The sequence below is a fragment of the Kribbella sp. NBC_01510 genome, assembly GCF_045040325.1.
Lineage (GTDB): Bacteria > Actinomycetota > Actinomycetes > Propionibacteriales > Kribbellaceae > Kribbella.
Genome location: NZ_CP109418.1, coordinates 6,311,864 through 6,332,853, shown reverse-complemented (window position 1 = coordinate 6,332,853; position 20,990 = coordinate 6,311,864). Strand labels below are relative to the sequence as shown.

Here is a 20,990-nt window from a genome sequence, read left to right as displayed (position 1 = left end):
CGCCGCGCCGGAGGCGCGGCCGATGGCACGGCCTGTTACCGGCGCGTCGAGACCAGCGTCGGTGAGTAATCAGTCGTAGGCTGCCAAGCATGGGTGCCCGCAAGCAGGTCGACGCGCCACCCGCCGAGTTCGCCGAGGCCGTGACGCAACTACGCGGTGCCCGGTTCCGGCCCGAGGTATTCGTCGAGGAGATGCCCGCGCCGCAGCGGATCGCTCCGCACGCGGCCGCGGTCAGCGCCGACGTGACGGTCGACGGTGACGATGTCGCCACCGGCCGCCTCGTCATCCTCTACGACCCGGACGGGAACGACGCCTGGCAGTCGACCTTCCGCTGTGTCGCGTACGTGCGCGCCGCCGTCGAGCCGGAGATGGTGACCGACGCGCTGCTCGGCGGCGTGGGCTGGACCTGGCTGATGGAGGCGCTGGCCGACCGGGGCGCCGACTTCCTGGCCCCGAGCGGTACCGTCACCAGGGTGGTATCGGAAAGCTTCGGCGGCATGGCCGACGACGACGCGACGGCGGAGATCGAGATCCGCGCGTCCTGGAGCCCGGTGCCGGGACCTGGAGGCGTAGTGGACGTGACTCGGCACGCCGAGGCGTGGGGCGAGGTGCTCTGCACGGCGGCCGGCCTGCCGCCGGTGCCGCCGGGGGTGGTCGCGATGCCGACCCGGCGCGGACAGCGGGGCCGATGAGCCCAGCCGAGACCCAGCAGCCGACGCCCGTCCCGGACGACCCGACCGCGCACCTGCCGCTGCTCGAGCTCCGTGATGGGCTGTCGGACGTCATCGACACCGAACCCGCACTGACCGAGGTGGTCGACGCGTTCCGGAACGGCACCGGCCCGGTCGCCGTCGACGCCGAACGCGCGTCCGGCTACCGCTACTCACACCGCGCGTATCTGGTCCAGCTGCGCCGCGAGGGCGCCGGCTCCGCACTGATCGACCCGATCCCGTTCGGCGACCTGTCCGCGCTCGGTGACGCGATCGTCGACAGCGAGTGGATCATCCATGCCGCCAACCAGGATCTGGCCTGCCTGGCCGAGGTCGGGATGGTGCCGCGGAAGGTGTTCGACACCGAGCTGGCCGGCCGCCTGCTCGGATACCCGAAGGTCGGCCTGGCCTCACTCGTGAGCGAAGTCCTCGGCTACCGGATGCGCAAAGAGCACTCCGCCGCCGACTGGTCGACCCGTCCGCTGCCCGCACCCTGGCTGGTGTACGCCGCCTTGGACGTGGAGATGCTGATCGAGTTGCGCGACGCGATCGAGCAGGAGCTGCGTCGCGAGGGCAAGTGGGAGTGGGCCGACCAGGAGTTCGCCGCGATCCTCGAGGCGCCGCCCAGAGAACCTAAGCCCGACCCGTGGCGCCGCACGTCCGGCATGCACCGGGTCCGCAATCGCCGGAGTCTGGCCGTCGTACGGGCGTTGTGGGAGGCCCGCGACCAGATCGCCGAGTCGGCGGACATCTCCCCCGGCCGGATCCTGCCGGACGCGGCGATCGTCGAGGCCGCGTCCGCGATGCCGGCGGACCGGGACACGCTGCAGAAGCTGACCGCCTTCAAGGGCCGCGGCGCACACCGCCACATGCGGACCTGGTGGGAGGCGGTCGACCACGCGCGCCGGCTCCCCGACTCCGAGCTCCCCAAGCAAGGACCCCGGTACGACGGTCCGCCGCCGGCGCGGGCCTGGGCCGACCGGGACCCGGATGCGGCGGCCCGATTGTCCGCCGCGCGGGCCGCGGTCGGGGAGATCGCCGAAGCCCACCGGCTGCCGACCGAGAACCTGCTCTCCCCCGACACGATCCGGCGGCTGGCCTGGTCGCCACCGCCCGACCTGAGCCTCGACGTGGTGACGACCTTCCTGGGTGAGCATCACGCCCGCGGCTGGCAGATCGCCCTCACCGGGGAGGCCCTGACCGACGCGATGTCCTCCGAGGCCGCGCCCGCCAAACCGCTGGACTGATCAGCCGACCGGTCGGACCAGCGAGCTCTGCACGTAGTCCAGCGCCTTGGTGAACTTCTCGTCCCCGAACCGGCGACCCAGCTCCGCCTCGTCGACGACCTCGATGCGGGTCTGCAGCCAGTACAGGTTGCCGAACGGGTCGTGTACCCGCGCGACGATGTCGCCCCAGAACAGATGCGTCGGCTCGGTCAGCACGGTGCCGCCGGCCGCGACCGCCTGCTTCAGGGCCCTCTCCACGTCCGGCACATAGAGCCGCAGGAACGCCGGCGTCGGCGGCCAGTCCGGCTTGTCGAACATCATCACCACCGAGTCGCCGATCCGCATCTCCGCGTGCCCGATGTTCCCGTGCTCGTCGACCACCCGCCCACCGAGATCCTCGGCGCCGAACGCGGCGGCCAGGAACTCCATCAGCCCGGCGGTGTCGTGCCCGATGATCCACGGGGTCACCGTGTGGTACCCCTCGGGGATCGGCGGGACAGTCGTCATGATTCCTGCTCCTTCGCGGTCGGTTGACCCCAACCGTAGAAGCAGTACAGGACACCTTTAGTCCTCTATTCCTTCCAGGCTCAAGGCGTCCTCCTGCCGGTCGCCGCTCGTCAGGTCGCCGCGGATCTCAGCGGGCAAGGTGAGGACGATCTGGAGTACACCGAGCAGGATCACCGTCGCGATGATGGCGAAGATCTGGCGGTAGCTGAGCAGGCTGACGAGCAGGCTGCCGAGAGCCAGCGAGATGGCCTGCGGGGTGGAAATGAGCACCTCGACCGCGGTCGACACCCGGCCGATCAGATGGCCCGGCGAGCGCCGCTGCATCAGCGTCGTGAACGCGACGAAGGTCCACGGCAGCCCGAGACCGCAGATGCCTGCGCCGACGAGGACCAGGGCGATGGTGGGCGCGGCGGCGCAGACGACAGTGGCGACAGCGAGTGCGGTCAGGCCGACGGCACAGGTCGCGATTTCACCGAGACGGCGTACGGCCCAGCTCGCGGTGAGGCCGCCGATGACCGCACCGACGCCCTGGCAGGTCACGAAGACGCCCGAGAACGTCGCTGGCTTGTCGAACGCGTCCATCAGCGCGTAGATCGACGACTCGAAGAAACCGATGACCAGGATGGAGATCGCGAGCCCGGCGACGACGTGGCGGAGCACCCGGTCGCCGGCCAGGAAGCGGACACCACCGAGGAGGTCCTCCCGGAAAGTGCTCTTGACCGGCGCCGGGGCCTCGGTCACCTTGATCGTCGCGATCAGCAGCCCGGCGACGGCGAACGTCGCCGCGTCGACGACCGCCACCAGCCAGCCGCCCGCGGTCGCGAAGATCGCCGCCCCGACCAGCGGCCCGAACAGCCGATAGCCCTCCTTGATCGTGGCAAGGCTGGCGTTGGCGTTGACGAGGAGGTCTTCGGGAAGCAGTTCCTTGAGCAGCCCGTTGACCGCGGCGGGCAGGACGACGAACGAGACGCCGTACAGGAAGGCGACCACCCAGATCAGCCAGACGTCGTTCTCGTCCCGCACGAACACGAGTGGGAGCACCGCGGCCGCGCTGGCGAAGTTCCCCCAGACGAGGATCGACTTGCGGGGCAGCCGGTCGACCCAGACACCGAGCAGCGGAGCGCCGAGTGCCGGCAGCACCATGAAGAAGAAGGTCAGCCCGGCGAGCGCGTTGGAGCCGGTGAGCGTCTTCACCCACATGCTCAGCACCAGCAGCATCACCGAGTCGCCGAGCATCGACGTGCTCAGCCCGCCGAAGAGGCGAGGGAAGCCGGGCTGCGCGAACAACTTCCTCATGCCGGCTCGACCCCCGGGAAGTACGTCGGTATGCCCCACGCGACGAACTCGCAGAGCCGCGAGCCGGGTGGTCGCCGCTGCGGTTCGGTCAATCGCTCCACATAGCGGTCGAGCACCGCAGTGATCGCGTCGTTCATCTCCTTGAGCTCGTCCGCGGTCAGCCAGGCGACCATCTCGTTGCTGGTCTGCGCCTTGCGCCATTCCTCGGTCTCCTCCGGGGCGCGCTGCTGGAACTCGCGCAGCCGGTCCATCGCACGGCTCATCACCACCTCGGACAGGGCCTGCGCTGCCCGCCGCTCCTGGATCGACCCCGACGCGTGCTCGTCGTCCCAACCGAATCCGAGCCCTGGCACCTGCCACGGTCGCTGCCGGCCCGTTCCGCCCCCGGCCTCCTCCACGAACCCGTGCTGCGCCAGTTTGCGCAGGTGCCACGAGCAATTGGCCGGCGTTTCGTCGAGCCGGTCGGCCAGTTCGGTCGCGGTCAGTGGTCCGCTGATCGACAGCAGTTCGACGATCGCCATCCGCACAGGGTGCGCAAGGGCGTTGAGCTCACGTGGGTCGCTGAGATGGCGATGCGGGGTCGGCACCCATCGAAAGTACTCTTTCGAAAGAAGTGTTGCAATAGAATCTGGACAAATAGAACGCCCGCCGCGACGACGCGGCGGGCGGGTGAGCAGGGAACTAGTTCGGGAGCTGGGTCTCGATCGCGGTGACGATCTCGTCGGACTCCGGCTCGGTGCGCGGCCGGAAGCGGGCCGCGACCGTGCCTTCCGGGCCGATCAGGAACTTCTCGAAGTTCCACTGGATGTCGCCGGCCTCGCCGGTGGCGTCCGGGGTCAGGGTGAGCTCGGAGTAGAGCGGGTGGCGGCCGTCGCCGTTCACCTCGAGCTTGTCCAGCATCGGGAAGCTCACGCCGTACGTCGTCGAGCAGAAGGTCTCGATCTCCTCCGCCGTCCCCGGCTCCTGCCCGCCGAACTGGTTGCACGGGGCACCGAGCACGGTGAAGCCACGGGAGGCGTACTTCTTCTGCAGGTTCTCCAGGCCCTCGTACTGCGGCGTCAGGCCACACTTCGACGCGACGTTCACGACGAGGACGGCCTTGCCCTTGTACTCGCCGAGCGAGGTCGATGCACCGGAAAGAGTCGTCAGCGGGATGTCGTAGAGGCTCATGCTTGTCCTTGGGAGGTTGGGAGGTGACGGGCAAGGAAGTCGACGGTACGCCGCCACGCCAGCTCGGAAGCGTCCGCGTGGTGGAAGGCCGGCATGGGATTGTCGAACGCGTGACCGGCCTCGGCGTACCGATGGATCTCGGCATCGCCCAGCGCGGGGATGACCGCGTCGGCCTTGAGATAGGTATCCGCGTCGCCGAAGTGGTGCAGGCTGGTCGCGGTCACCTTCGGCGCAAGGTCGATCAGCTGCGGCAGCGAGGAGCCGTAGTAGCTGATCAGCACGTCCGGCGACGATGCCGCGGCGACGTTGAATCCGAGCCCACCACCGAAGCAGAAGCCGACGACCCCGGTGCCCTTGCCGCGGGCACGCAGGTAGTCCAGCGCGGCGACCGAGTCCGTGACGGCCTGGCCCCAGTCGAGCCGCTGCACGATGCCCATGGCGCGCTGCAGCAACTCGGGGTCGGACTCGTCCAAGGACGTGTCGTCAAGCCGCCAGTAGATCTCGGGCGCGATCACGTAGTACCCGAGCGCGGCCAGATCCGAAGCGCGCTGCTTGATGTAGTCGGAGACCCCGAAGATCTCCTGGAGGAGCAGCAGCCCCGGCGTGTCATCGCCAGTGGAACCCCACTCGTGGACTGGCATCAATCCTGTACCGGTATCGATCTCCAAAGTCACACAGTGAAGCCTACTGGTCGCCTACCGAACTTCCACGCGCTGTTCGCGGACGGGCATCTCTTGCACGGGCAGCGGTGCGGGTGCCGGCATCCACGCCTTGCACTCCGCGATCGCCGCGGTGAGCAGGTTGTAGAGGCGTTCGTCCGGGTTCGGCACGCAGGCCTGCGAGATCCCTTCGACCGCGCACGACACCGCACGTGGTGCGGTCCGGCGCGCGAAGTCCGGCGTACCCCGGTGGGCCCGCGAGGTGAAGGACCGCGCCCACTTGGTCGCGGACGGCACCGCCTCCAGCACCGCGAGCGAGTCCGGCTCGAGGTCGTCCAGCGGACGCCTGTCCAGCGCGGCCAGGTGCTTCTCCCCCACCAGCAACGCGACGGCCAGGATGTACTGACGCTCCTGCGAGACCACCGGCAACGCGTGCTGGATGCAGCGCGCGGTCACCCGTGCTACGACGTGCGGGTCGTCGGGCGTCAGGCCGATCACCGACGGGATCAGCGGAGCCAGCCGCGACCGGCCGCTGTCCGTCGTGCAGTCGTTGACGTCCCGGGCCACGCCCGCCAGCAGCGGGTGCGTGCAGGCCGGGTGATCCGACCAGGGCTCCCCCGCCAGGTACGACGCGAACTCCATGAAGCATGCGCCCTTGCGCGGGTTGCGGTGCTTGCCCCGGCTCAGCACCGGTACGGCGAGATCAAGGTTGTTCATAGAACGGCTCCCCATAGCTACCTGGCACCAGCATGCGCCGATTCGACGCCGTGCGCCACGGGTTACGAGATCTGGCAGCCGACGAAGCCGCAGCCTACGGTTGGACGACCGAACCGAGGGGGGAACCAATGTCCGGTGGAGGGGCGACGCAGTCACGCGGTGACTACATCCGGGACGTCGTGCTGGACCAGGTCCAACAGGAGGGCATGCGGCTCACCGACGAGGCGGTCGACTACTTACAGTCGATCATCGACGACGGTCTGAGCGAGGACGCGGCGGCGGCCGAGGACGGGGCCCGCTCGCTCGCCCGGACGATCGTCGCCGGCGCCGGCGAGGTCGGCGGCCTGCACGAGGGCGACGTGATGGACGCGAGCACGCTGCGGTCGATCCGGCGCTGGTTCTGCCCGATGTCGCCGTGGTGCTGAGGGCCGCCTGATGGACGACCGACTGGCGAAGGCCTTCGACTTTTCACAGGACGCCGCGAAGCAGCTCATCACCTTGTCCACCGCGATCGTGGCGCTGACGATCACCTTCTACAAGGACTTCGCAACCGGCGCCGGTCAGCTGTCGAAGGTGCTGATGGCGATCGGCTGGGGACTCTTCCTGCTCTCGATCGTTTTCGGTGTCATGCATCTGTTCCAGCTGACCGGCGCGCTGGCTCCGAAGGACGACGCGCCGCTGAAACTGCACCACTTGGCCGCGGACATCTCGCTCGGCGCCCAGCAGGTGTTCTTCGTCGTCGGCCTGTTCTTCACCGTGCTGGCGGCCGTCCTGGCCCTGTGAGCAGCCGCACAGGCGGGGGTGCTTGGGGAGTTCTGTTACCGACGGGTAGCATCGGGTCAGCTTTCCCGACCCCCAGAGGAGGGCCCTCGTGCCCCGTGAGATCCGCGATGTCGTGTTCGTCGACGGCGTTCGCACCCCGTTCGGCAAGGCCAAGGGCCAGTACGCCGAGACGCGCGCCGACGACCTGGTGATCAAGTGCATCCGGGAGCTGCTGCGGCGGAACCCGGAGCTCCCGCCGGAGCGGGTGGACGAGGTCGCGATCGCGGCCACCACGCAGATCGGCGACCAGGGCCTGACCATCGGCCGGACCGCGGCCCTGCTGGCCGGCCTGCCGAACACCACTCCTGGCTACGCGATCGACCGGATGTGCGCCGGTGCGATGACCGCCGTCACCACCACCGCGGCCGGCATCGCCTTCGGCGCGTACGACGTGGTCGTGGCCGGCGGCGTCGAGCACATGGGCCGGCACCCGATGGGCGAGGGCGTGGACCCGAACCCGCGGATCATCTCCGAGAAGCTGGTCGACACCTCCGCCTTGGTAATGGGGTCGACCGCGGAGAACCTGCACGACCGCTTCCCCAGCATCACCAAGCAGCGCGCCGACGCCTTCGCGGCGGCCTCACAGGAGCGGGCGGCCAAGGCGTACGCCAACGACCTCATCCAGCCGGACCTGGTTCCGATCGCGACCAGGTCGGCCGAGCAGGGCTGGGGCTACGCCAGCACCGACGAGCCGATGCGTCCGGGCACCACGGTCGAGGACCTCGCCACGCTGAAGACGCCGTTCCGTCCGCACGGTCGCGTCACTGCGGGCAACTCCGCCGGCATCAACGACGGCGCCACCGCCTGCGTACTCGCGTCCGCGGAAGCCGCCGCCGAGCTCGGACTGACGCCGAAGATGAAGCTGGTCTCGTACAGCTTCGCCGGCGTCGAGCCCGAGGTGATGGGTGTCGGCCCGATCCCCGCGACCGAGAAGGCGCTCAAGCTGGCCGGGCTGACGATCGAGGACATCCAGGCCTTCGAGGTGAACGAGGCGTTCGCCGTCCAGGTGCTCGCGTTCCTGGAGCACTACGGCATCGCCGACGACGACCCACGGGTCAACCCGTACGGCGGCGCGATCGCCTACGGCCACCCACTGGCGTCCTCCGGCGTCCGGCTGATGAACCAGCTGGCCAAGCAGTTCGAGCAGCGCCCCGAGGTCCGCTACGGCCTGACCACCATGTGCGTCGGCCTGGGCATGGGTGGAACGGTCATCTGGGAGAACCCCAATTGGGAAGGTGCGGCCGCATGAGCCTGCAGGAACTGATCGACTCGGCTGTCGCGCTCTCGGACGACGAGCTCGTCACGCTCGCGCACTCGCGGGACGTCGTGCTGCCGAACAAAGCGGGCACGATGGCTCTCATCACGCTCGACAACGGGCACGACCACACCAAGCCGAACACCTTCGGACCGAAGGGCCTGGCCTCGCTGAACACCGCGATCGACGCGGCGCTGGCCCGGGACGAGGTCGTCGCGATCGGCGTCACCGGCAAGCCGTTCATCCTGGCCGCGGGCGCCGACCTGACCGGCATACCGAAGCTGATCGATCGCGAGCAGGCGCTGAACCTGGGCCGCATCGGCCACGGTGTGATGCGCAAGCTGATCGACGGCGGCAGGCCCAGCTTCGCGTTCGTCAACGGCGTCGCGCTGGGTGGCGGGCTCGAGGTCGCGCTGCACGCGACGTACCGGACCGTCTCCGCCGCGGCCGGGATGCTCGCGACGCCCGAGGTGTTCCTCGGCCTCATCCCCGGCTGGGGCGGCAACTTCCTGCTGCCGAACCTGATCGGCGCCGACAAGGCCGTCAAGGTCGTGGTCGAGAACGCCCTGAACCAGAACAAGATGCTCAGCGGCCCGGAGGCCGTGCAGTTCGGCATCGGCGACGTCCTGCTGGACTCGGCCGACTTCCTGGAGCAGTCGCTGATCTGGGCGAGCAAGGTACTCACCGGCTCGGTGGTCGTCGAGCGGCCGGAGATCGACCGGGGCGAGGCCTGGGACGCAGCCGTTGCCCGAGGCAAGGGGTTCGCCGATCTCAAGGTCAGCGGTGCGGCCCCGGCGCCGTACCGGGCGCTCGACCTGATCGCGGCGGCGAAGGACTGTGACAAGTGGGACCGCGACTCCGCCTTTGCGGCCGAGGACGAGGCGCTCGCCGATCTGATCATGAGCGAGGAGCTGCGCAGCGGCCTGTACGCCTTCGATCTGGTGAACAAGCGGGCCAAGCGGCCGGCCGGTGCGCCGGACAAGTCGCTCGCCCGCCCGGTCAGCAAGGTCGGCGTCGTCGGCGCGGGCCTGATGGCGGGCCAGCTGGCGTTGTTGTTCGTACGGCGCCTCGAGGTTCCCGTCGTGCTCACGGACCTGGACCAGGAGCGGGTCGACCGCGGGGTCGGGTACGTGCACGGTGAGATCGACAAGCTGCTCGGCAAGGGCCGGATCCGGCCGGACAAGGCGAACCAGCTCAAGGCGCTCGTCACCGGCTCGGTGGACCGGGCCGTGTTCGCGGACGCGGACTTCGTGATCGAGGCCGTGTTCGAGGAACTGCAGCTGAAGAAGACGATCTTCGCCGACCTGGAGAAGATCATCCGGCCGAATGCGATCCTGGCCACGAACACGTCGTCCCTGTCGGTGACGGAGCTGGCCGCGGACCTCGAGCACCCGGAGCGGGTCGTCGGGTTCCACTTCTTCAACCCGGTCGCGGTGCTGCCGCTACTCGAGATCATCCGGGCCGACCGGACCGACGACGCGTCGCTGGCGACCGCGTTCGCGGTCGGCAAGACGCTGAAGAAGTCGTGCGTGCTGGTGAAGGACGCGCCGGCGTTCGTGGTGAACCGGCTGCTGACGCGCTTCCTCGGCGAGGTCAGCGCGGCGGTCGACGAGGGTACGCCGATCCCCGCGGCGGACAAGGCGTTGTCGGCGCTGGGGTTGCCGATGCCGCCGTTCGTGCTGCTGCAGCTGGTCGGCCTGCCGGTCGCGCTGCACGTGGCCGAGACGATGAACCGCACTTACCCGGAGCGGTTCGCGGTGTCGGCGAACCTGGCGAAGGTCGTTGCTGTAGGCAAGAGTTCGTTCTACCTGTGGCCAGAGGGCAAGCCGGTCGTCGACCCCGAGGTCGAGGCGCTGGTCACGGTCGGCGACAAGCCGTCGACGCCCGAGGAGCTCCGCACCCGAGTGCTGGCCGCGCTGGCCGAGGAGATCAAGATCATGCTCGACGAAGGCGTGGTCGCCGAAGCCCAGGACATCGACCTCTGCCTCCTCCTCGGCGCCGGCTGGCCCTTCCACCTCGGCGGCATCACCCCGTACCTCGACCGCACCGGCATCTCCGAAAAGGTCAACGGCATCCGCTTCCTCCCGAAGGGAATCGCCAGCCTCGCGTGAAACAGCCCCGCCCCCGAGCGAAGCGCGGGGGCGGGGCTCTCAGCCTTTGAACTTCTTGACGGCGGCAACCAACTGCTCGGGTGTCTTGCCGGTGTGTTCCTTGATGATGCTGGTGTAGCTGGCCTCGTTGGTGCTGTGGACGGCGAGGTCCGCGTACAGGGACGCCACCCCCTTCTCCCCCAGCTTCGACTGCAGGTACGCCGTGATCCACCAGCTCTGCCCGTACGACCGATCACCGTCCGCGTCGAACTCCGCCGGACCAGGCAGCACCTTCATCCCCGGCAGATACTTGGTCCGCACCGTCTTCCGGTAGGGATCGACCGTCCAGTGCGGGTCGTCCTCGATCGACGCACAACGGACGTACTCCGCGAGCCCCTCGACCAACCAGATCGGCGTGTTGTTCCCGATCGGCACCGTCGCGACGTGCGTCATCTCATGCACCAGCAGGTCTTCGTCGAGCTGTTTGCGGACGGCCGGGTTCACCACGATCCGGCTGCTCACCGGCGTCGTCGTCTTCGGTCCGATCGGCTCACCGTCGTACAAGGTGACCGCCTTCGCGGCGATGGTCCAGCCGGAGCCCGACCCAGAGGTCCACAGCAGCGCCATCACCCGCGGCTCGGCCATCGCGACCACCATCACCGCGCCGTTCCACGGTCGCGGCCAATGCCGCCGTACGGCGTCGACCGAGCCCTGCGACACCTTCGCGATCTTCCGGCCCAGCGCCGGTTCGCGCTTGTCGACCACGACGACGACCTTGCCGCGCCGGACGACCGCGACCTCCTGGTAGTCCCACGGCTGTCGATGCCCGTCCGCGCTCAGCTCACCGTCGATCGCGCCGTCCTCGACCAGGATCCACGCGCCTGCTCGCCGTACGAAGGCGTAGCCGAGATCCGTCTGCACGGGCTTCGCGTCCAGGCCGGTCAGCTGATACCGCATCATCACCCGGGTGGTGAACACGCCCGGCCCGTACTTCGTCGTCAGCTCCGGCGACTCACGCTCGTCCGCGGCGAAGTACGTCAGTTTGGTGAACCCGAACTTCCGCAGGTTCGTGAACAGCAGCCGCTGCCGCGCCACCAACTGCGGCTGCTTCGGATCGACCGCGGCGAGGAAACGCCGCAGATCACCCTTGAGGACCGCGGTGGCCCGCACTGCCAGAACGACGTCGACCTGGCCCTTCCGGGCCTTCTTCTGCGCGTCGTCGAGCAGGCCCGGCGTCGCGGTCGCCTCGACCGCCGCCACGGCACTGCTGTCGGGCGACGAGCCGTGCTGGACGCGGACAGCCACGACACCCGCGGTCGCGGCGAGCGCCAGCGCGGCGACACCTGCGAGCAGGCGCCTCGGGTGCTTCATGCGGTCCCCCTCGGATGGTCGGCTGATCCTACCGGGTCGCCGACCATCCGAGCGGGACGGTCAGGCCTTCGTGACCTCGCCGGTGCGCTCCTCGATGCCGACGCGGCTCCTGCGGTAGCCGTAGAGGGCGTAGACGACGAAGCCGAGCACCATCCAGATCGCGAACCGCAGCCAGGTCTCCAGCGACAGGTTCAGCATCAGGTAGATGCAGATGAGCGCCGCCAGGATCGGGACCACCGGGTTGCCCGGCACGGTGAAGGAGCGCTTGATGTCCGGCCGGCTCTTGCGCAGCAGCGGTACGGCGATCGACACCAGGGTGAACGCGGCCAGGGTGCCGATGTTCACCATCTCCTCCAGCTTCCCGATCGGGGTGAGACCGGCGACGATCGCGACGATGACGCCGATCGCGATGGTCAGCCGGTACGGCGTCCCCCACTTCGCGTGCGTCTTGCCGAGCTGACGCGGCATCAGGTGGTCACGGCTCATCGCGAACACCACGCGAGCCGCGCCGATCATCAGCGTCAGCACCACCGTGGTCAGACCTGCCACCGCACCCGCCGAGATGAGGGTCGCGAAGCTGTCCCGGCCGACCGACCGGAACGCCTCGGCCAGCGCCGCCTCACCGTTGATGTCGGTGTACTTCACCATGCCGGTGATGACGATGCAGACCAGCACGTAGAGCACCGTGCAGATCGCCAGCGAGCCGATGATGCCGCGGGGCAGGTCGCGCTGCGGGTTCTTCGCCTCTTCGGCGGTGGTCGCGACCACGTCGAACCCGATGAACGCGAAGAACACCAGCGAGGCGCCGGACACCAGGCCCATCACGCCGAACGTCGACGGGGTGAACCCGAACATCGCCTGGAACAGCGGGGTGGTGATGGTGACGTCGCCGTTGGGGGCCGGCACGCTCGGCGGGATGAACGGCGACAGGTTCGAGCCCTTGATGTAGAACAGGCCGGCGATGATCACGAACAGCACCACGAACAGCTTGATCGCGACCAGCACCAGGTTGACCCGCAGCGACTCCTTGATGCCGATCGTCGCGAGCGTGGCCAGCACGGCGACGAGCAGCATCGCCAGCACGTTCACATGACTGTCGGGCCCGATCGACGACGGCCAGCCCAACCCGATCTGCTCGAGGAACAAGGCGGCGTACGTCGACCAGCCCTGGGCGACGACGCTTGCTCCGAGCATCAGTTCGAGCAGCAGGTCCCAGCCGATGATCCAGGCGAAGATCTCACCGAGCGAGAAGTACGAGAAGGTGTACGCCGATCCCGACACCGGGACGGTGGACGAGAACTCGGCGTAGCACAACGCGGCCAGCGCACAACAGACCGCGGCGAGCACGAACGACAACGCGATGCCCGGTCCGGCGTACGCCTTCGCCGCGCGGCCGGTCAGCGTGAAGATACCGGCGCCGATGATCACACCGATGCCGAAGACGGTCAGATCGATCGCGGTCAGACGTTTCTTGAGCTGGTACTCCGGTTCGTCGGTGTCAGCGATGGACTGCTCGATCGTCTTCTTCCGAACAAGACTCATCTGCGCCTCCTCGACGTGGACGGAACCATTCGAGATTGCCTGTCTGACCGCTTGAGGTCAAACCGCCACTCAGCGTTGCGGCGTGTACGTCCGCAGAGAGGTCCACAACGTCGCCTCGGTGAGGCCGGTGCGGCTGAGCAGGATCCGGTCGCGGGCCGCCTGGTCGGTGCCGTTCATCGCCATGTCCTCGTACAGCTCCTCGACGTGGTCGAGTCCGATCCGCCGCACCAGGTAGCGCACCGCGAGCCAGCTGACGCCGTACACGTCGGCGGAGTTCTGGTAGAAGCCGGCGTCGCTCGGCAGCGAGGTCAGGGTCGGCAATGCGTCGTCGATGACCTCCTGCTCCCACTTGGCGACCTCACCCGGCCCGCTGATCGCCTCGATCCCGCGCCAGGACACGTCCTCGGCCGCGCCCTCGGCCAGCCAGAGCGGTTCGTACCCGCCGAGGTCGGCGGTGGCGACATGGGTGATCTCGTGCGACAGCAGGATCTCGTCGACGCGGTCGCGCTCGTTCGGATTGATCGCGATGTAGGCACCGGCGACCGTGCCGTCGGCGGTGTCCTGACCGGGCAGCGACGAGAAGGTCGAGCCCGAACTCGCGGCCGACTCGATGTCCTCGTCGGCGAATCGAGCGTCGCGGACCTCGGTCTCGTCGAGTGCGATCACGAAGACCGAGCCACGCCACTTCCGCGGCCAGTACGCCGACACCTCGGTCAGCCCCTCGGTCGCCGCGGCCGCGATCGCCCGGCCGCGTTCGGTGTCGCCCTTCTCCACCGCGACCAGCACCCGCGGCGCGCGCTGCACGTCGATCGGGCCCAGGTCCCAGGCCTCCTGGTGCGCGCCCGGGCCCAGGTCGTTGTCCAGGTCGTCGTCATCGGTGATCACCCATCGGCCGGCCCGGCTGACGAACGTGTAGCCGAGCTCGGTCGTCACCGGGGCGAGGTCGACCTGCGGGATCTGGTAGCGCATCAGCACCCGGACCAGGTACGTCGTACGCCCGTGCGCCCGGAGCACCGACGGGTTGAACCGCTCCTCGGCCTGGCTGTAGCCGAGCTCGGTGAAGCCGATCTCGACCAGGTTCGCGAACAGCACCGCCTGCGCGGCGCGCAGCTTCGTGTTGGCTGGATCGATGTCGGCCAGGAAGAGCGCCTGGTTTCGGGTCTGCACGGCCTGGGCGCGGCGCAGCAGAATGGTGTCGACGGCCACCCGGCGGGCGGTGATCGCGGCCGCGGTGCGCGACGTCGTGGGGCTCTGGCTCGGCCCTGGCGTCTGGGTCGCGACGACCCGGGCGCGGGCGTCCTCGTGCCGCTCTTCAACGGTGTAGGCCACGCCGCCGGAGACCAGCGCCACCGCCGCCAGCAACCCCAGCCAGCGGCGGGGTCCAGCAGGCGGAGCCTGAGCGCTCGGCGGTCCGGCGCCAGGCGTGGTCGCATTCACTTCGGGTCGATCCCCTCCGAGTACCCGTCAGTCGCAGCCCGGCTACCCTACTTGACCCAGACGGTTCAGGCAGCCGCAGCGGCCTTCAGGGCCTGGAACAGGCCGGCTTCGGTCATGCCGACGTGTTCCAGCATGATCCGGTCCCGATCGGCCTGCGTAGTGCCGAGGGCTGCCATCTCCCGGTAGAGCGTGCCGACCTCGGTCCCACCGAACCGGGTGAAGAGGTAGTCGAGGGCCAGCCAGGACAGCGGGTACGAACTGTCGGACTGCTGGAAGAAGGTCGCATCGGCGGGCAGGCTCTTCGCCTTCGCCAGGTACTTCGTCCGCACGTCCTGCCGGTACTTCCCGATTGCCAACGGCTGCGCACCGTCCATCGGCAGGAACTCGACGTACGTCGCCGCCCCCTCGACCAGCCACCGTGGGGCATACGGCCCGTACGGCGCCGTCGCGACATGGGTGAACTCGTGCGCCAGCGTCCGCGCGTCGACCTTGCCACGGTTGCGCGGGTTGATCACGACGTACGAATCGGCCCGCTGCCCCTCTGTGGTCACCTCGCCGGGCAACGTGCGGTAGACCCACGTCGCCATCGCGATCGCGTCCTCGGCGTTCTTCGGCTGGGTGTAGTCGGCGCCGCGCACGATCTTGTCGTCGAGCCCGATCACCACGCCGGAGCCGTTCCAGCCGCCCGGCCAGCTCTTGCTGACCGCCGTCACCGCGCTGCTCGCCATCCCGACAAGCTTGGTCGCGAGCTTGTCCTGGCCCTTCTCGACTACCACGAGGACCCGCGGCGCGCGCTTCACCAGCACCTCGCCGGTGTCCCAGGCCTCCTGGTGCGAGCCGCGCGGCAGCCGCTCGTCCAGGTCGGTGTCGGACACCAGCATCCAGTCGCCGGTCGGCCGTTCGGTGAACGTGTAGCCGAGCATCGCGCGGACCGGGACCATGTCGATGCCCCGGATCTGGTAGGTCATCGCGATCGCGACGAGGTACGTCGACGGGCCGTACTTCTTGGTGATCGCGTCGTCGAACTGCTGGGACAGCTGCTGATAGGTCAGTTTCGCGAAACCGAACTGACGGAGGTTCGTGAACAGGGTCCGCTGCCGGGCGACCAGGTTCTTGTTGCCCGGGTCGACGTCGGCCAGGAAGTCCTTCTGGTTGTCGGTGAGCACGGCCTGCGAGCGCTTCTTCAGCACCTTGTCCACGGCCGCGGCCCGGGCCGCCAGATCGATGTCCGGCGTAGTGGCGCTGGCGGCTTCGGAACCGTCCGTGCGCCCGCTGGAGTGGTGCAGGGCCAGGCCGCCGGCAACCGCGACGGCGACGAGGGCCAGGGAGAGCAACAGCGGCCAGGCGCGGGTGCGGCGGCGAGCTGCTGCGTGACGGCTCCGCGGTGGTGCGGGGTGCCGCCCTGACTCAGGCACTGCCCTGACGGCCGCTGGCCGGATCGGGCTCGCTGAGCGGCTCGCCCGGATGCTGGGCGATCAGCTCGGTGATCTCCCGCGCCAGCTCCTGCCCGGTCAGCCCGATCTCCTGCAGTACGGCGGGACGCTTGGCGTGCTCGAGGAACTTCTGCGGGATGCCGAAATCGCGGACCGGCGTCGCCACGCCCTCGTCGCGCAACGCCTGGGCGATCATCGACCCACAGCCACCGGCCCGGCCGTTGTCCTCGATCGTGACCACGAGCTTGAAGTCCGCGGCCAGCTCGACCAGCTTCGCGTCGACCGGCTTGACCCAGCGCGGGTCCACCACGGTGACGCCGAAGCCGTGCGCCTCGAGCCGCTGCGCGACGTCCATCGCGGTGACCGCCATCGCGCCGATGCCGACCAGGAGTACGTCGGTCCCGGACCGCTGCAGCACGTCCGTCTCGCCGAGCCTGTCGATCGCGTCGATGTCCGGGAACACCTCGCCCTTGGCAAAGCGCAGTACCGTCGGCGCGTCCTTCACCTCGACCGCCTCGTTGAGCAGCTCCTCCAGGCGCTTGCCGTCACGGGGCGCCGCAAGCCGCAGCCCGGGGACGACCTGCAGGATCGACATGTCCCACATGCCGTTGTGGCTCGGGCCGTCGTCACCGGTGATCCCCGCGCGGTCGAGCACGAACGTGACGCCGAGCTTGTGCAGCGCGACGTCCATGAGCACCTGGTCGAAGGCCCGGTTCAGGAAGGTCGAGTAGAGGCCGACGACCGGGTGCAGACCGCCCAGCGCGAGACCGGCGGCGCTCGTCACCGCGTGCTGCTCGGCGATGCCGACGTCGAAGATCCGGTCCGGAAACTCGGCCGCGAACGCGGCCAGGCCGGTCGGGTGCAGCATCGCCGCGGTGATCGCGACCACGTCCGGGCGGCGGTGACCGATCCGGATCATCTCGTCAGCGAACACATCCGTCCAGCCGCGCGGCTTGTTGACCGGGCGGACCTGGTGGAAGTTGTCCTCCTCGTCCTCCTCGGCGGCGGCGTACCCGAACCCCTTCTGGGTCACCGCGTGCACGATCACCGGACCGCCGAACGCCTTCGCGCTCCGCAGCGCCTCCTCGATCGCTTCGCGATCGTGGCCGGCGACGGGACCGACGTACTTGAGGCCGAGATCCTCGAACATGCCCTGCGGGGCGAGCATGTCCTTCAGGCCCTTCTTCACCCCGTGCAGCACCTCGTACATCGGCGGGCCGACGTACGGCGTCCGGGCCAGGTTCCTCTTGATCAGGTCGAGGACCTTCTCGTACCGCGGGTTGGTGCGCAGGCTGGTCAGGTGGGTGGCCAGGCCCCCGACGGTGTCGCTGTAGGAGCGGCCGTTGTCGTTGACGATGATGACCAGCTTGAGGTCCTTGGCGGCGGCGATGTTGTTCAGCGCCTCCCAGGCCATGCCGCCGGTCAGGCCGCCGTCGCCGATCAGCGCGACCACGTGCCGGTCCTCCTTGCGCAACCGGTAGGCCTTGGCCAGGCCGTCGGCGTATGAAAGGGCGGTCGAGGCGTGGCTGTTCTCGATGATGTCGTGCTCGGACTCGGCCTGGTTCGGGTACCCGGACAGGCCGCCCTGCTGACGGAGAGTGTCGAATTTCGGCGCCCGGCCGGTGACCAGCTTGTGCACATACGCCTGGTGACCGACGTCGAAGACGAGCCGGTCGTGCGGCGATTCGAACACGCGGTGCATCGCCAGGGTGATCTCGACCATCCCGAGGTTGGGGCCGAGGTGGCCCCCGGTCCGGGACACGGTCTCGACCAGGACCTCGCGGATCTCCGCCGCGAGATCGGTGAGCTGCTGATCGGACAGCTTCTTGAGGTCCGCCGGCCCTCCGACCGTCTCCAGCACGCGCATCGAGTTCCTCCCCGCGGTCGTCCTCGGACGCTTGAGTCTATTCACCCCGCGCCCGGTTTCCGAACTCGGCAACTCCGACCGGGCCTATCTCACACTCCAAGACGTCTCCTCGGGCAGGATGGTTCGGCTTTCACCTAGAGTGATCGCATGGAGCTGGTGAGGACGCTGTTCCGCAAGTACGACGGACAGCCGCATCGCCTGGTGGAAGCCGTCCGGCTCGGCGAGGACGAGCACGGCCTGTGGGTCGGCTCCCTCCCCGGCACCAAGGGCCAGCGCGCCGACGGCAGCTGGACCACCATCGACCACCACCGCGTCCGCCTCTTCCCGCACGGCCAATGGTGGAGTGCCCTCTTCAACGACACCCCCCACCAGACCGCCATCTACTGCGACATCACCATGCCCGCCGAGTTCGGCGTCGACTCCGTCACCACCGTCGACCTCGACCTCGACATCCGCCTGATGCGAGACGGCTCGGTCCGCGTCATGGACGAGGACGAGTTCCACCACCACCAGGTCCTCTACCACTACCCACCCCAGGTCATCGCCACCGCCCAGGCCACCTGCGACTACCTGGCCACCCACATCACCACCACAGAGCCCTTCACCACCGCCTACCGGCCCTACCTCCAGCAGATCCGCTCGCTGACCCCCACCGGATAAGGCCCCCCTACACCGGCGAGGGTCAGCGAGAACCTAGGACGCGCAGCTGTTCCTCCCCAGATGGTCGCCCCTTCATCCTGGCGGTCGGCGCCGGTCGCGGGCCAGAGAATTGCAGCAACCTGCAACTTCCGTAACGCCCGCCCGTCCGGCGGGCGGTCCGCGGCCGGGCGCACCGGTGGCGGGATAAGTTGTCCGGCATGCGTGATGTTCGGGTGGTGTATCGGAAGTACGACGAGAAGCTGCACTGGCATCAGTGGATGCGGTATCTCGGGGAGGACGCGTTCGGGGTGTGGTTGGGGGCGCCGGCGAACTCGGTGTCGCAGCGGGGGGATGAGCCGGTGGTGACGCAGGAACAGGCTCATGTGCAGTTGTTCCCGCGGGACCAGTGGTTCACAGCGATCTTCAACGACGAGCCGCGTCGGACGGAGATCTACTGCGACGTGACGACGCCGGTGGAGTTCTCCGAGGACGTGGTCACGATGATCGATCTCGATCTGGACGTGGTGAAGCGGCGGGACGGGACGATCTATGTCGACGACGAGGACGAGTTCGCCGAACACCAGGTCAAGTACGGATATCCGGCCGACGTGATCGCGACGGCGCAGGAGACGTGCGACTGGCTGGTCGGTGCGGTGGCGAACGAGGAGCCGTTCCTGACCGTCTACAAGACTTATCTCGACAAGATCCGATAGGTCAGCGTCGGGTTCTTCAACAGCAGCGCGCCGGGGAGCGGGCCGCGTTGGCCGGCGTACATGTCGGCGACCGGGGTGACGGTCAGGTAGAGATTCTTGCCGGCCGGGACGTCGACGGCGATCGCGGGCAGTTCGATCGTGCGCTCGACGCCCCTCGCGACGTGCTTCTCCCGCAGCGGCATCGTGTTGTTCTGCACGACCCTCGCGGTCAGCGGGTTGGTGCCGACGCTGAGGGCGAAGAAGGCTCCCGAGTCCGGTACGAGCGTGTAGACCTTCGCGGAGAGCCGAGGAGTTCCCGCGACGGTCAGAGGCCCGGTCGCGATTTTCAGGCTGAGTGGCAGTCCGGCGCCGGTCGGGACGAGGATCTTGCCCAGTGCCTGGCGTGTGTTCGGCGCCAGATTCCGTTGCGTCAGGCAACGACCGTCCGCGGTGGACAGGTGATACACGCCGAAGCCGGACAGCCCGGTCGCCCTCCCCAGCAGCTTCGCGGTCATGAAGCGCACCGCCAGGGCCGAGAAGTTCGGCGAGCCCAGCGCGATCGAGCACGGATCCCCCGGCGTCGCGAATCCCGGCGGTACGACGCTCGGCAGCGTGTGACCGCCGTTGTACCCGACGAAGATCGACCGCGCCCGGGCCCGGGCGGTCAGCGCATGGTCGAAGTTCGCCAGCCCCTGGTTGAGGTTGAACAGGTTGTCCGAGATCCCCTGCCCGAACAGCACCGGGATATCCAGCTTGCGGCCCTGCGACACGTGCCACGCCGGCCCGTTGCGCGCGAAGAACGCATCAAGATCGCGCCCAGCCTTCCCTGCCGGCCAACCGCCGGTCGCGATCAACTGCACGAACGCCGCCGACACCGCGGGCGGCAGGTGGGTGCCGCCGGCGGCGAAGAGGATCGAGAGCCAGAGCGTCCGCGCAGCCTCCTCCGGCGCGAGACTCTGCTTGAGATCCCACCAGGTGATCTCGGGCGCGAGCGCGTCGAACCGGGTCCGCCCGCTGTCCCGCAACTCGGTGAACGCACCGGCGAACTGGTACCCGCCACCGTAAGACCCGCCGATCGCCCCAATCAGCGGATCACCCGGCCGTTGCTTCGTCACCCAGTCCAGACCGGCGACGAAGTCGACGAGCTTCACCACGTCGCGGCCCTCATAGTCCGGGCTCATCACGTGCGCGACGCCGGTGCTCTCGCCGAAGCTGCGCTGGTCGAAGCTCAGTACGCCGAAGCCGGCGTCGAGCCAGGCCTGGAACGCGGCCGGGTCCTTGGTCCGGCTGCCGGCCCAGCCATGACTGTGGAAGATCAGTGGCACGGTGTGTGCGGCCGAGGCGCCGGCGGGCTCGAACAGCGAATAACAGATCCGGACCGGTGTCGTCGTACCGGGCTCCGGCACCGAGGCGACACAGCCGTTGGTGACCGTGACGGCGGCCGCGGCAGGGACCGCGAGCGACGAGCCGAGAACGACAAGCGCACAAACCAGTGAGACGACGCGACGACGCATCAGTCACCCCCAGTGATCGACAGATCCCGCTGCGCACACGCTA

At 68.8% G+C, this 20,990-nt stretch carries 20 protein-coding genes; 8 read left to right on the top strand and 12 right to left on the bottom strand.

Going from position 1 to position 20,990, the window contains the following annotated elements:
- The first annotated feature begins 89 nt into the window (after positions 1-89).
- Together OG558_RS31355 and OG558_RS31350 are read left to right on the top strand one after the other, a co-directional pair.
- Positions 90-692: a DUF3000 domain-containing protein gene (locus OG558_RS31355; RefSeq protein ID WP_329478374.1), complete on the top strand. Its 603-nt coding sequence runs from the start codon at positions 90-92 to the stop codon at positions 690-692.
- Complete coding sequence (locus tag OG558_RS31350; protein WP_405066199.1) at positions 689-1,957, top strand: ribonuclease D; 1,269 nt, start codon at positions 689-691, stop codon at positions 1,955-1,957. The genes OG558_RS31355 and OG558_RS31350 overlap by 4 nt, the downstream gene beginning before the upstream one ends.
- Here OG558_RS31350 and OG558_RS31345 read toward each other — a convergent pair whose 3' ends face one another.
- The 6 genes from OG558_RS31345 to OG558_RS31320 all read right to left on the bottom strand — a co-directional run bounded on the left by OG558_RS31345 (position 1,958) and on the right by OG558_RS31320 (position 6,285).
- Positions 1,958-2,443 carry a VOC family protein gene (locus tag OG558_RS31345; RefSeq protein ID WP_405066198.1) on the bottom strand — a complete coding sequence of 162 codons (486 nt, stop codon included), beginning with the start codon at positions 2,441-2,443 and terminating at the stop codon, positions 1,958-1,960.
- Between the two features lie 57 nt (positions 2,444-2,500).
- Entirely contained in the window at positions 2,501-3,739 is a 1,239-nt protein-coding gene (locus OG558_RS31340) for an MFS transporter (RefSeq protein WP_405066197.1), read from the bottom strand.
- Positions 3,736-4,266 (bottom strand): winged helix-turn-helix domain-containing protein, encoded by a 531-nt coding sequence (locus OG558_RS31335; protein WP_405072238.1) that lies wholly within the window; start codon positions 4,264-4,266, stop codon positions 3,736-3,738. The genes OG558_RS31340 and OG558_RS31335 overlap by 4 nt, the downstream gene beginning before the upstream one ends.
- Before the next feature lie 154 nt (positions 4,267-4,420).
- Positions 4,421-4,909 carry a glutathione peroxidase gene (locus OG558_RS31330; RefSeq protein WP_405066196.1) on the bottom strand — a complete coding sequence of 163 codons (489 nt, stop codon included), beginning with the start codon at positions 4,907-4,909 and terminating at the stop codon, positions 4,421-4,423.
- Positions 4,906-5,550 (bottom strand): dienelactone hydrolase family protein, encoded by a 645-nt coding sequence (locus OG558_RS31325; protein ID WP_405066195.1) that lies wholly within the window; start codon positions 5,548-5,550, stop codon positions 4,906-4,908. Before OG558_RS31325 ends, OG558_RS31330 begins: the two co-directional genes overlap by 4 nt.
- A 54-nt stretch (positions 5,551-5,604) precedes the next feature.
- Positions 5,605-6,285, bottom strand: a complete 681-nt coding sequence (locus tag OG558_RS31320; RefSeq protein ID WP_405066194.1) for a hypothetical protein — start codon at positions 6,283-6,285, stop codon at positions 5,605-5,607.
- Between the two features lie 128 nt (positions 6,286-6,413).
- Here OG558_RS31320 and OG558_RS31315 point away from each other — a divergent pair, with 128 nt between their 5' ends.
- The 4 genes from OG558_RS31315 to OG558_RS31300 all read left to right on the top strand — a co-directional run bounded on the left by OG558_RS31315 (position 6,414) and on the right by OG558_RS31300 (position 10,473).
- Positions 6,414-6,710, top strand: a complete 297-nt coding sequence (locus OG558_RS31315; protein WP_405066193.1) for a hypothetical protein — start codon at positions 6,414-6,416, stop codon at positions 6,708-6,710.
- Between the two features lie 10 nt (positions 6,711-6,720).
- Positions 6,721-7,068, top strand: coding sequence for a hypothetical protein (locus tag OG558_RS31310; protein ID WP_405066192.1), 348 nt, complete (start codon positions 6,721-6,723; stop codon positions 7,066-7,068).
- A gap of 88 nt (positions 7,069-7,156) precedes the next feature.
- A complete protein-coding gene (locus tag OG558_RS31305) occupies positions 7,157-8,356 on the top strand; it encodes a thiolase family protein (RefSeq protein WP_405066191.1) in 1,200 nt (399 codons plus the stop codon).
- Positions 8,353-10,473, top strand: coding sequence for a 3-hydroxyacyl-CoA dehydrogenase NAD-binding domain-containing protein (locus OG558_RS31300; protein WP_405066190.1), 2,121 nt, complete (start codon positions 8,353-8,355; stop codon positions 10,471-10,473). The genes OG558_RS31305 and OG558_RS31300 overlap by 4 nt, the downstream gene beginning before the upstream one ends.
- A 39-nt stretch (positions 10,474-10,512) precedes the next feature.
- Here the strand turns inward: OG558_RS31300 and OG558_RS31295 are convergent, their stop codons facing one another.
- The 5 genes from OG558_RS31295 to dxs form a co-directional block, all read right to left on the bottom strand.
- Positions 10,513-11,823: a hypothetical protein gene (locus OG558_RS31295; protein WP_405066189.1), complete on the bottom strand. Its 1,311-nt coding sequence runs from the start codon at positions 11,821-11,823 to the stop codon at positions 10,513-10,515.
- Positions 11,824-11,883: 60 nt separating this feature from the next.
- Positions 11,884-13,365 carry an APC family permease gene (locus tag OG558_RS31290; protein WP_405066188.1) on the bottom strand — a complete coding sequence of 494 codons (1,482 nt, stop codon included), beginning with the start codon at positions 13,363-13,365 and terminating at the stop codon, positions 11,884-11,886.
- A 69-nt stretch (positions 13,366-13,434) separates the two neighbouring features.
- Entirely contained in the window at positions 13,435-14,802 is a 1,368-nt protein-coding gene (locus OG558_RS31285) for a hypothetical protein (protein ID WP_405066187.1), read from the bottom strand.
- 65 nt (positions 14,803-14,867) lie between these two features.
- Positions 14,868-16,217, bottom strand: a complete 1,350-nt coding sequence (locus OG558_RS31280; protein WP_405066186.1) for a hypothetical protein — start codon at positions 16,215-16,217, stop codon at positions 14,868-14,870.
- Positions 16,210-18,102 (bottom strand): 1-deoxy-D-xylulose-5-phosphate synthase, encoded by a 1,893-nt coding sequence (gene dxs, locus OG558_RS31275; protein ID WP_405066185.1) that lies wholly within the window; start codon positions 18,100-18,102, stop codon positions 16,210-16,212. The genes OG558_RS31280 and dxs overlap by 8 nt, the downstream gene beginning before the upstream one ends.
- A 147-nt stretch (positions 18,103-18,249) precedes the next feature.
- On the opposite strand from dxs, the gene OG558_RS31270 reads away from it, so the two are divergent.
- Entirely contained in the window at positions 18,250-18,762 is a 513-nt protein-coding gene (locus OG558_RS31270; RefSeq protein ID WP_329478410.1) for a DUF402 domain-containing protein, read from the top strand.
- A 197-nt stretch (positions 18,763-18,959) separates the two neighbouring features.
- Positions 18,960-19,454, top strand: a complete 495-nt coding sequence (locus tag OG558_RS31265; RefSeq protein ID WP_405066184.1) for a DUF402 domain-containing protein — start codon at positions 18,960-18,962, stop codon at positions 19,452-19,454.
- Here OG558_RS31265 and OG558_RS31260 read toward each other — a convergent pair.
- Positions 19,433-20,947 (bottom strand): CocE/NonD family hydrolase, encoded by a 1,515-nt coding sequence (locus OG558_RS31260; protein ID WP_405066183.1) that lies wholly within the window; start codon positions 20,945-20,947, stop codon positions 19,433-19,435. The two genes, OG558_RS31265 and OG558_RS31260, sit on opposite strands and share 22 nt — an antisense overlap.
- Between the last annotated feature and the right edge of the window lie 43 nt (positions 20,948-20,990).

Excerpts from the sequence above, each read along its gene's own strand:
- OG558_RS31355 (WP_329478374.1), top strand. The coding sequence starts at position 90 with ATGGGTGCCCGCAAGCAGGTCGACGCGCCACCCGCCGAGTTCGCCGAG.
- OG558_RS31350 (WP_405066199.1), top strand. The coding sequence starts at position 689 with ATGAGCCCAGCCGAGACCCAGCAGCCGACGCCCGTCCCGGACGACCCG.
- OG558_RS31345 (WP_405066198.1), bottom strand. The coding sequence starts at position 2,443 with ATGACGACTGTCCCGCCGATCCCCGAGGGGTACCACACGGTGACCCCG.
- OG558_RS31340 (WP_405066197.1), bottom strand. The coding sequence starts at position 3,739 with ATGAGGAAGTTGTTCGCGCAGCCCGGCTTCCCTCGCCTCTTCGGCGGG.
- OG558_RS31330 (WP_405066196.1), bottom strand. The coding sequence starts at position 4,909 with ATGAGCCTCTACGACATCCCGCTGACGACTCTTTCCGGTGCATCGACC.
- OG558_RS31325 (WP_405066195.1), bottom strand. The coding sequence starts at position 5,550 with ATGCCAGTCCACGAGTGGGGTTCCACTGGCGATGACACGCCGGGGCTG.
- OG558_RS31320 (WP_405066194.1), bottom strand. The coding sequence starts at position 6,285 with ATGAACAACCTTGATCTCGCCGTACCGGTGCTGAGCCGGGGCAAGCAC.
- OG558_RS31315 (WP_405066193.1), top strand. The coding sequence starts at position 6,414 with ATGTCCGGTGGAGGGGCGACGCAGTCACGCGGTGACTACATCCGGGAC.
- OG558_RS31310 (WP_405066192.1), top strand. The coding sequence starts at position 6,721 with ATGGACGACCGACTGGCGAAGGCCTTCGACTTTTCACAGGACGCCGCG.
- OG558_RS31300 (WP_405066190.1), top strand. The coding sequence starts at position 8,353 with ATGAGCCTGCAGGAACTGATCGACTCGGCTGTCGCGCTCTCGGACGAC.
- OG558_RS31295 (WP_405066189.1), bottom strand. The coding sequence starts at position 11,823 with ATGAAGCACCCGAGGCGCCTGCTCGCAGGTGTCGCCGCGCTGGCGCTC.
- OG558_RS31290 (WP_405066188.1), bottom strand. The coding sequence starts at position 13,365 with ATGAGTCTTGTTCGGAAGAAGACGATCGAGCAGTCCATCGCTGACACC.
- dxs (WP_405066185.1), bottom strand. The coding sequence starts at position 18,102 with ATGCGCGTGCTGGAGACGGTCGGAGGGCCGGCGGACCTCAAGAAGCTG.
- OG558_RS31270 (WP_329478410.1), top strand. The coding sequence starts at position 18,250 with ATGGAGCTGGTGAGGACGCTGTTCCGCAAGTACGACGGACAGCCGCAT.
- OG558_RS31265 (WP_405066184.1), top strand. The coding sequence starts at position 18,960 with ATGCGTGATGTTCGGGTGGTGTATCGGAAGTACGACGAGAAGCTGCAC.
- OG558_RS31260 (WP_405066183.1), bottom strand. The coding sequence starts at position 20,947 with ATGCGTCGTCGCGTCGTCTCACTGGTTTGTGCGCTTGTCGTTCTCGGC.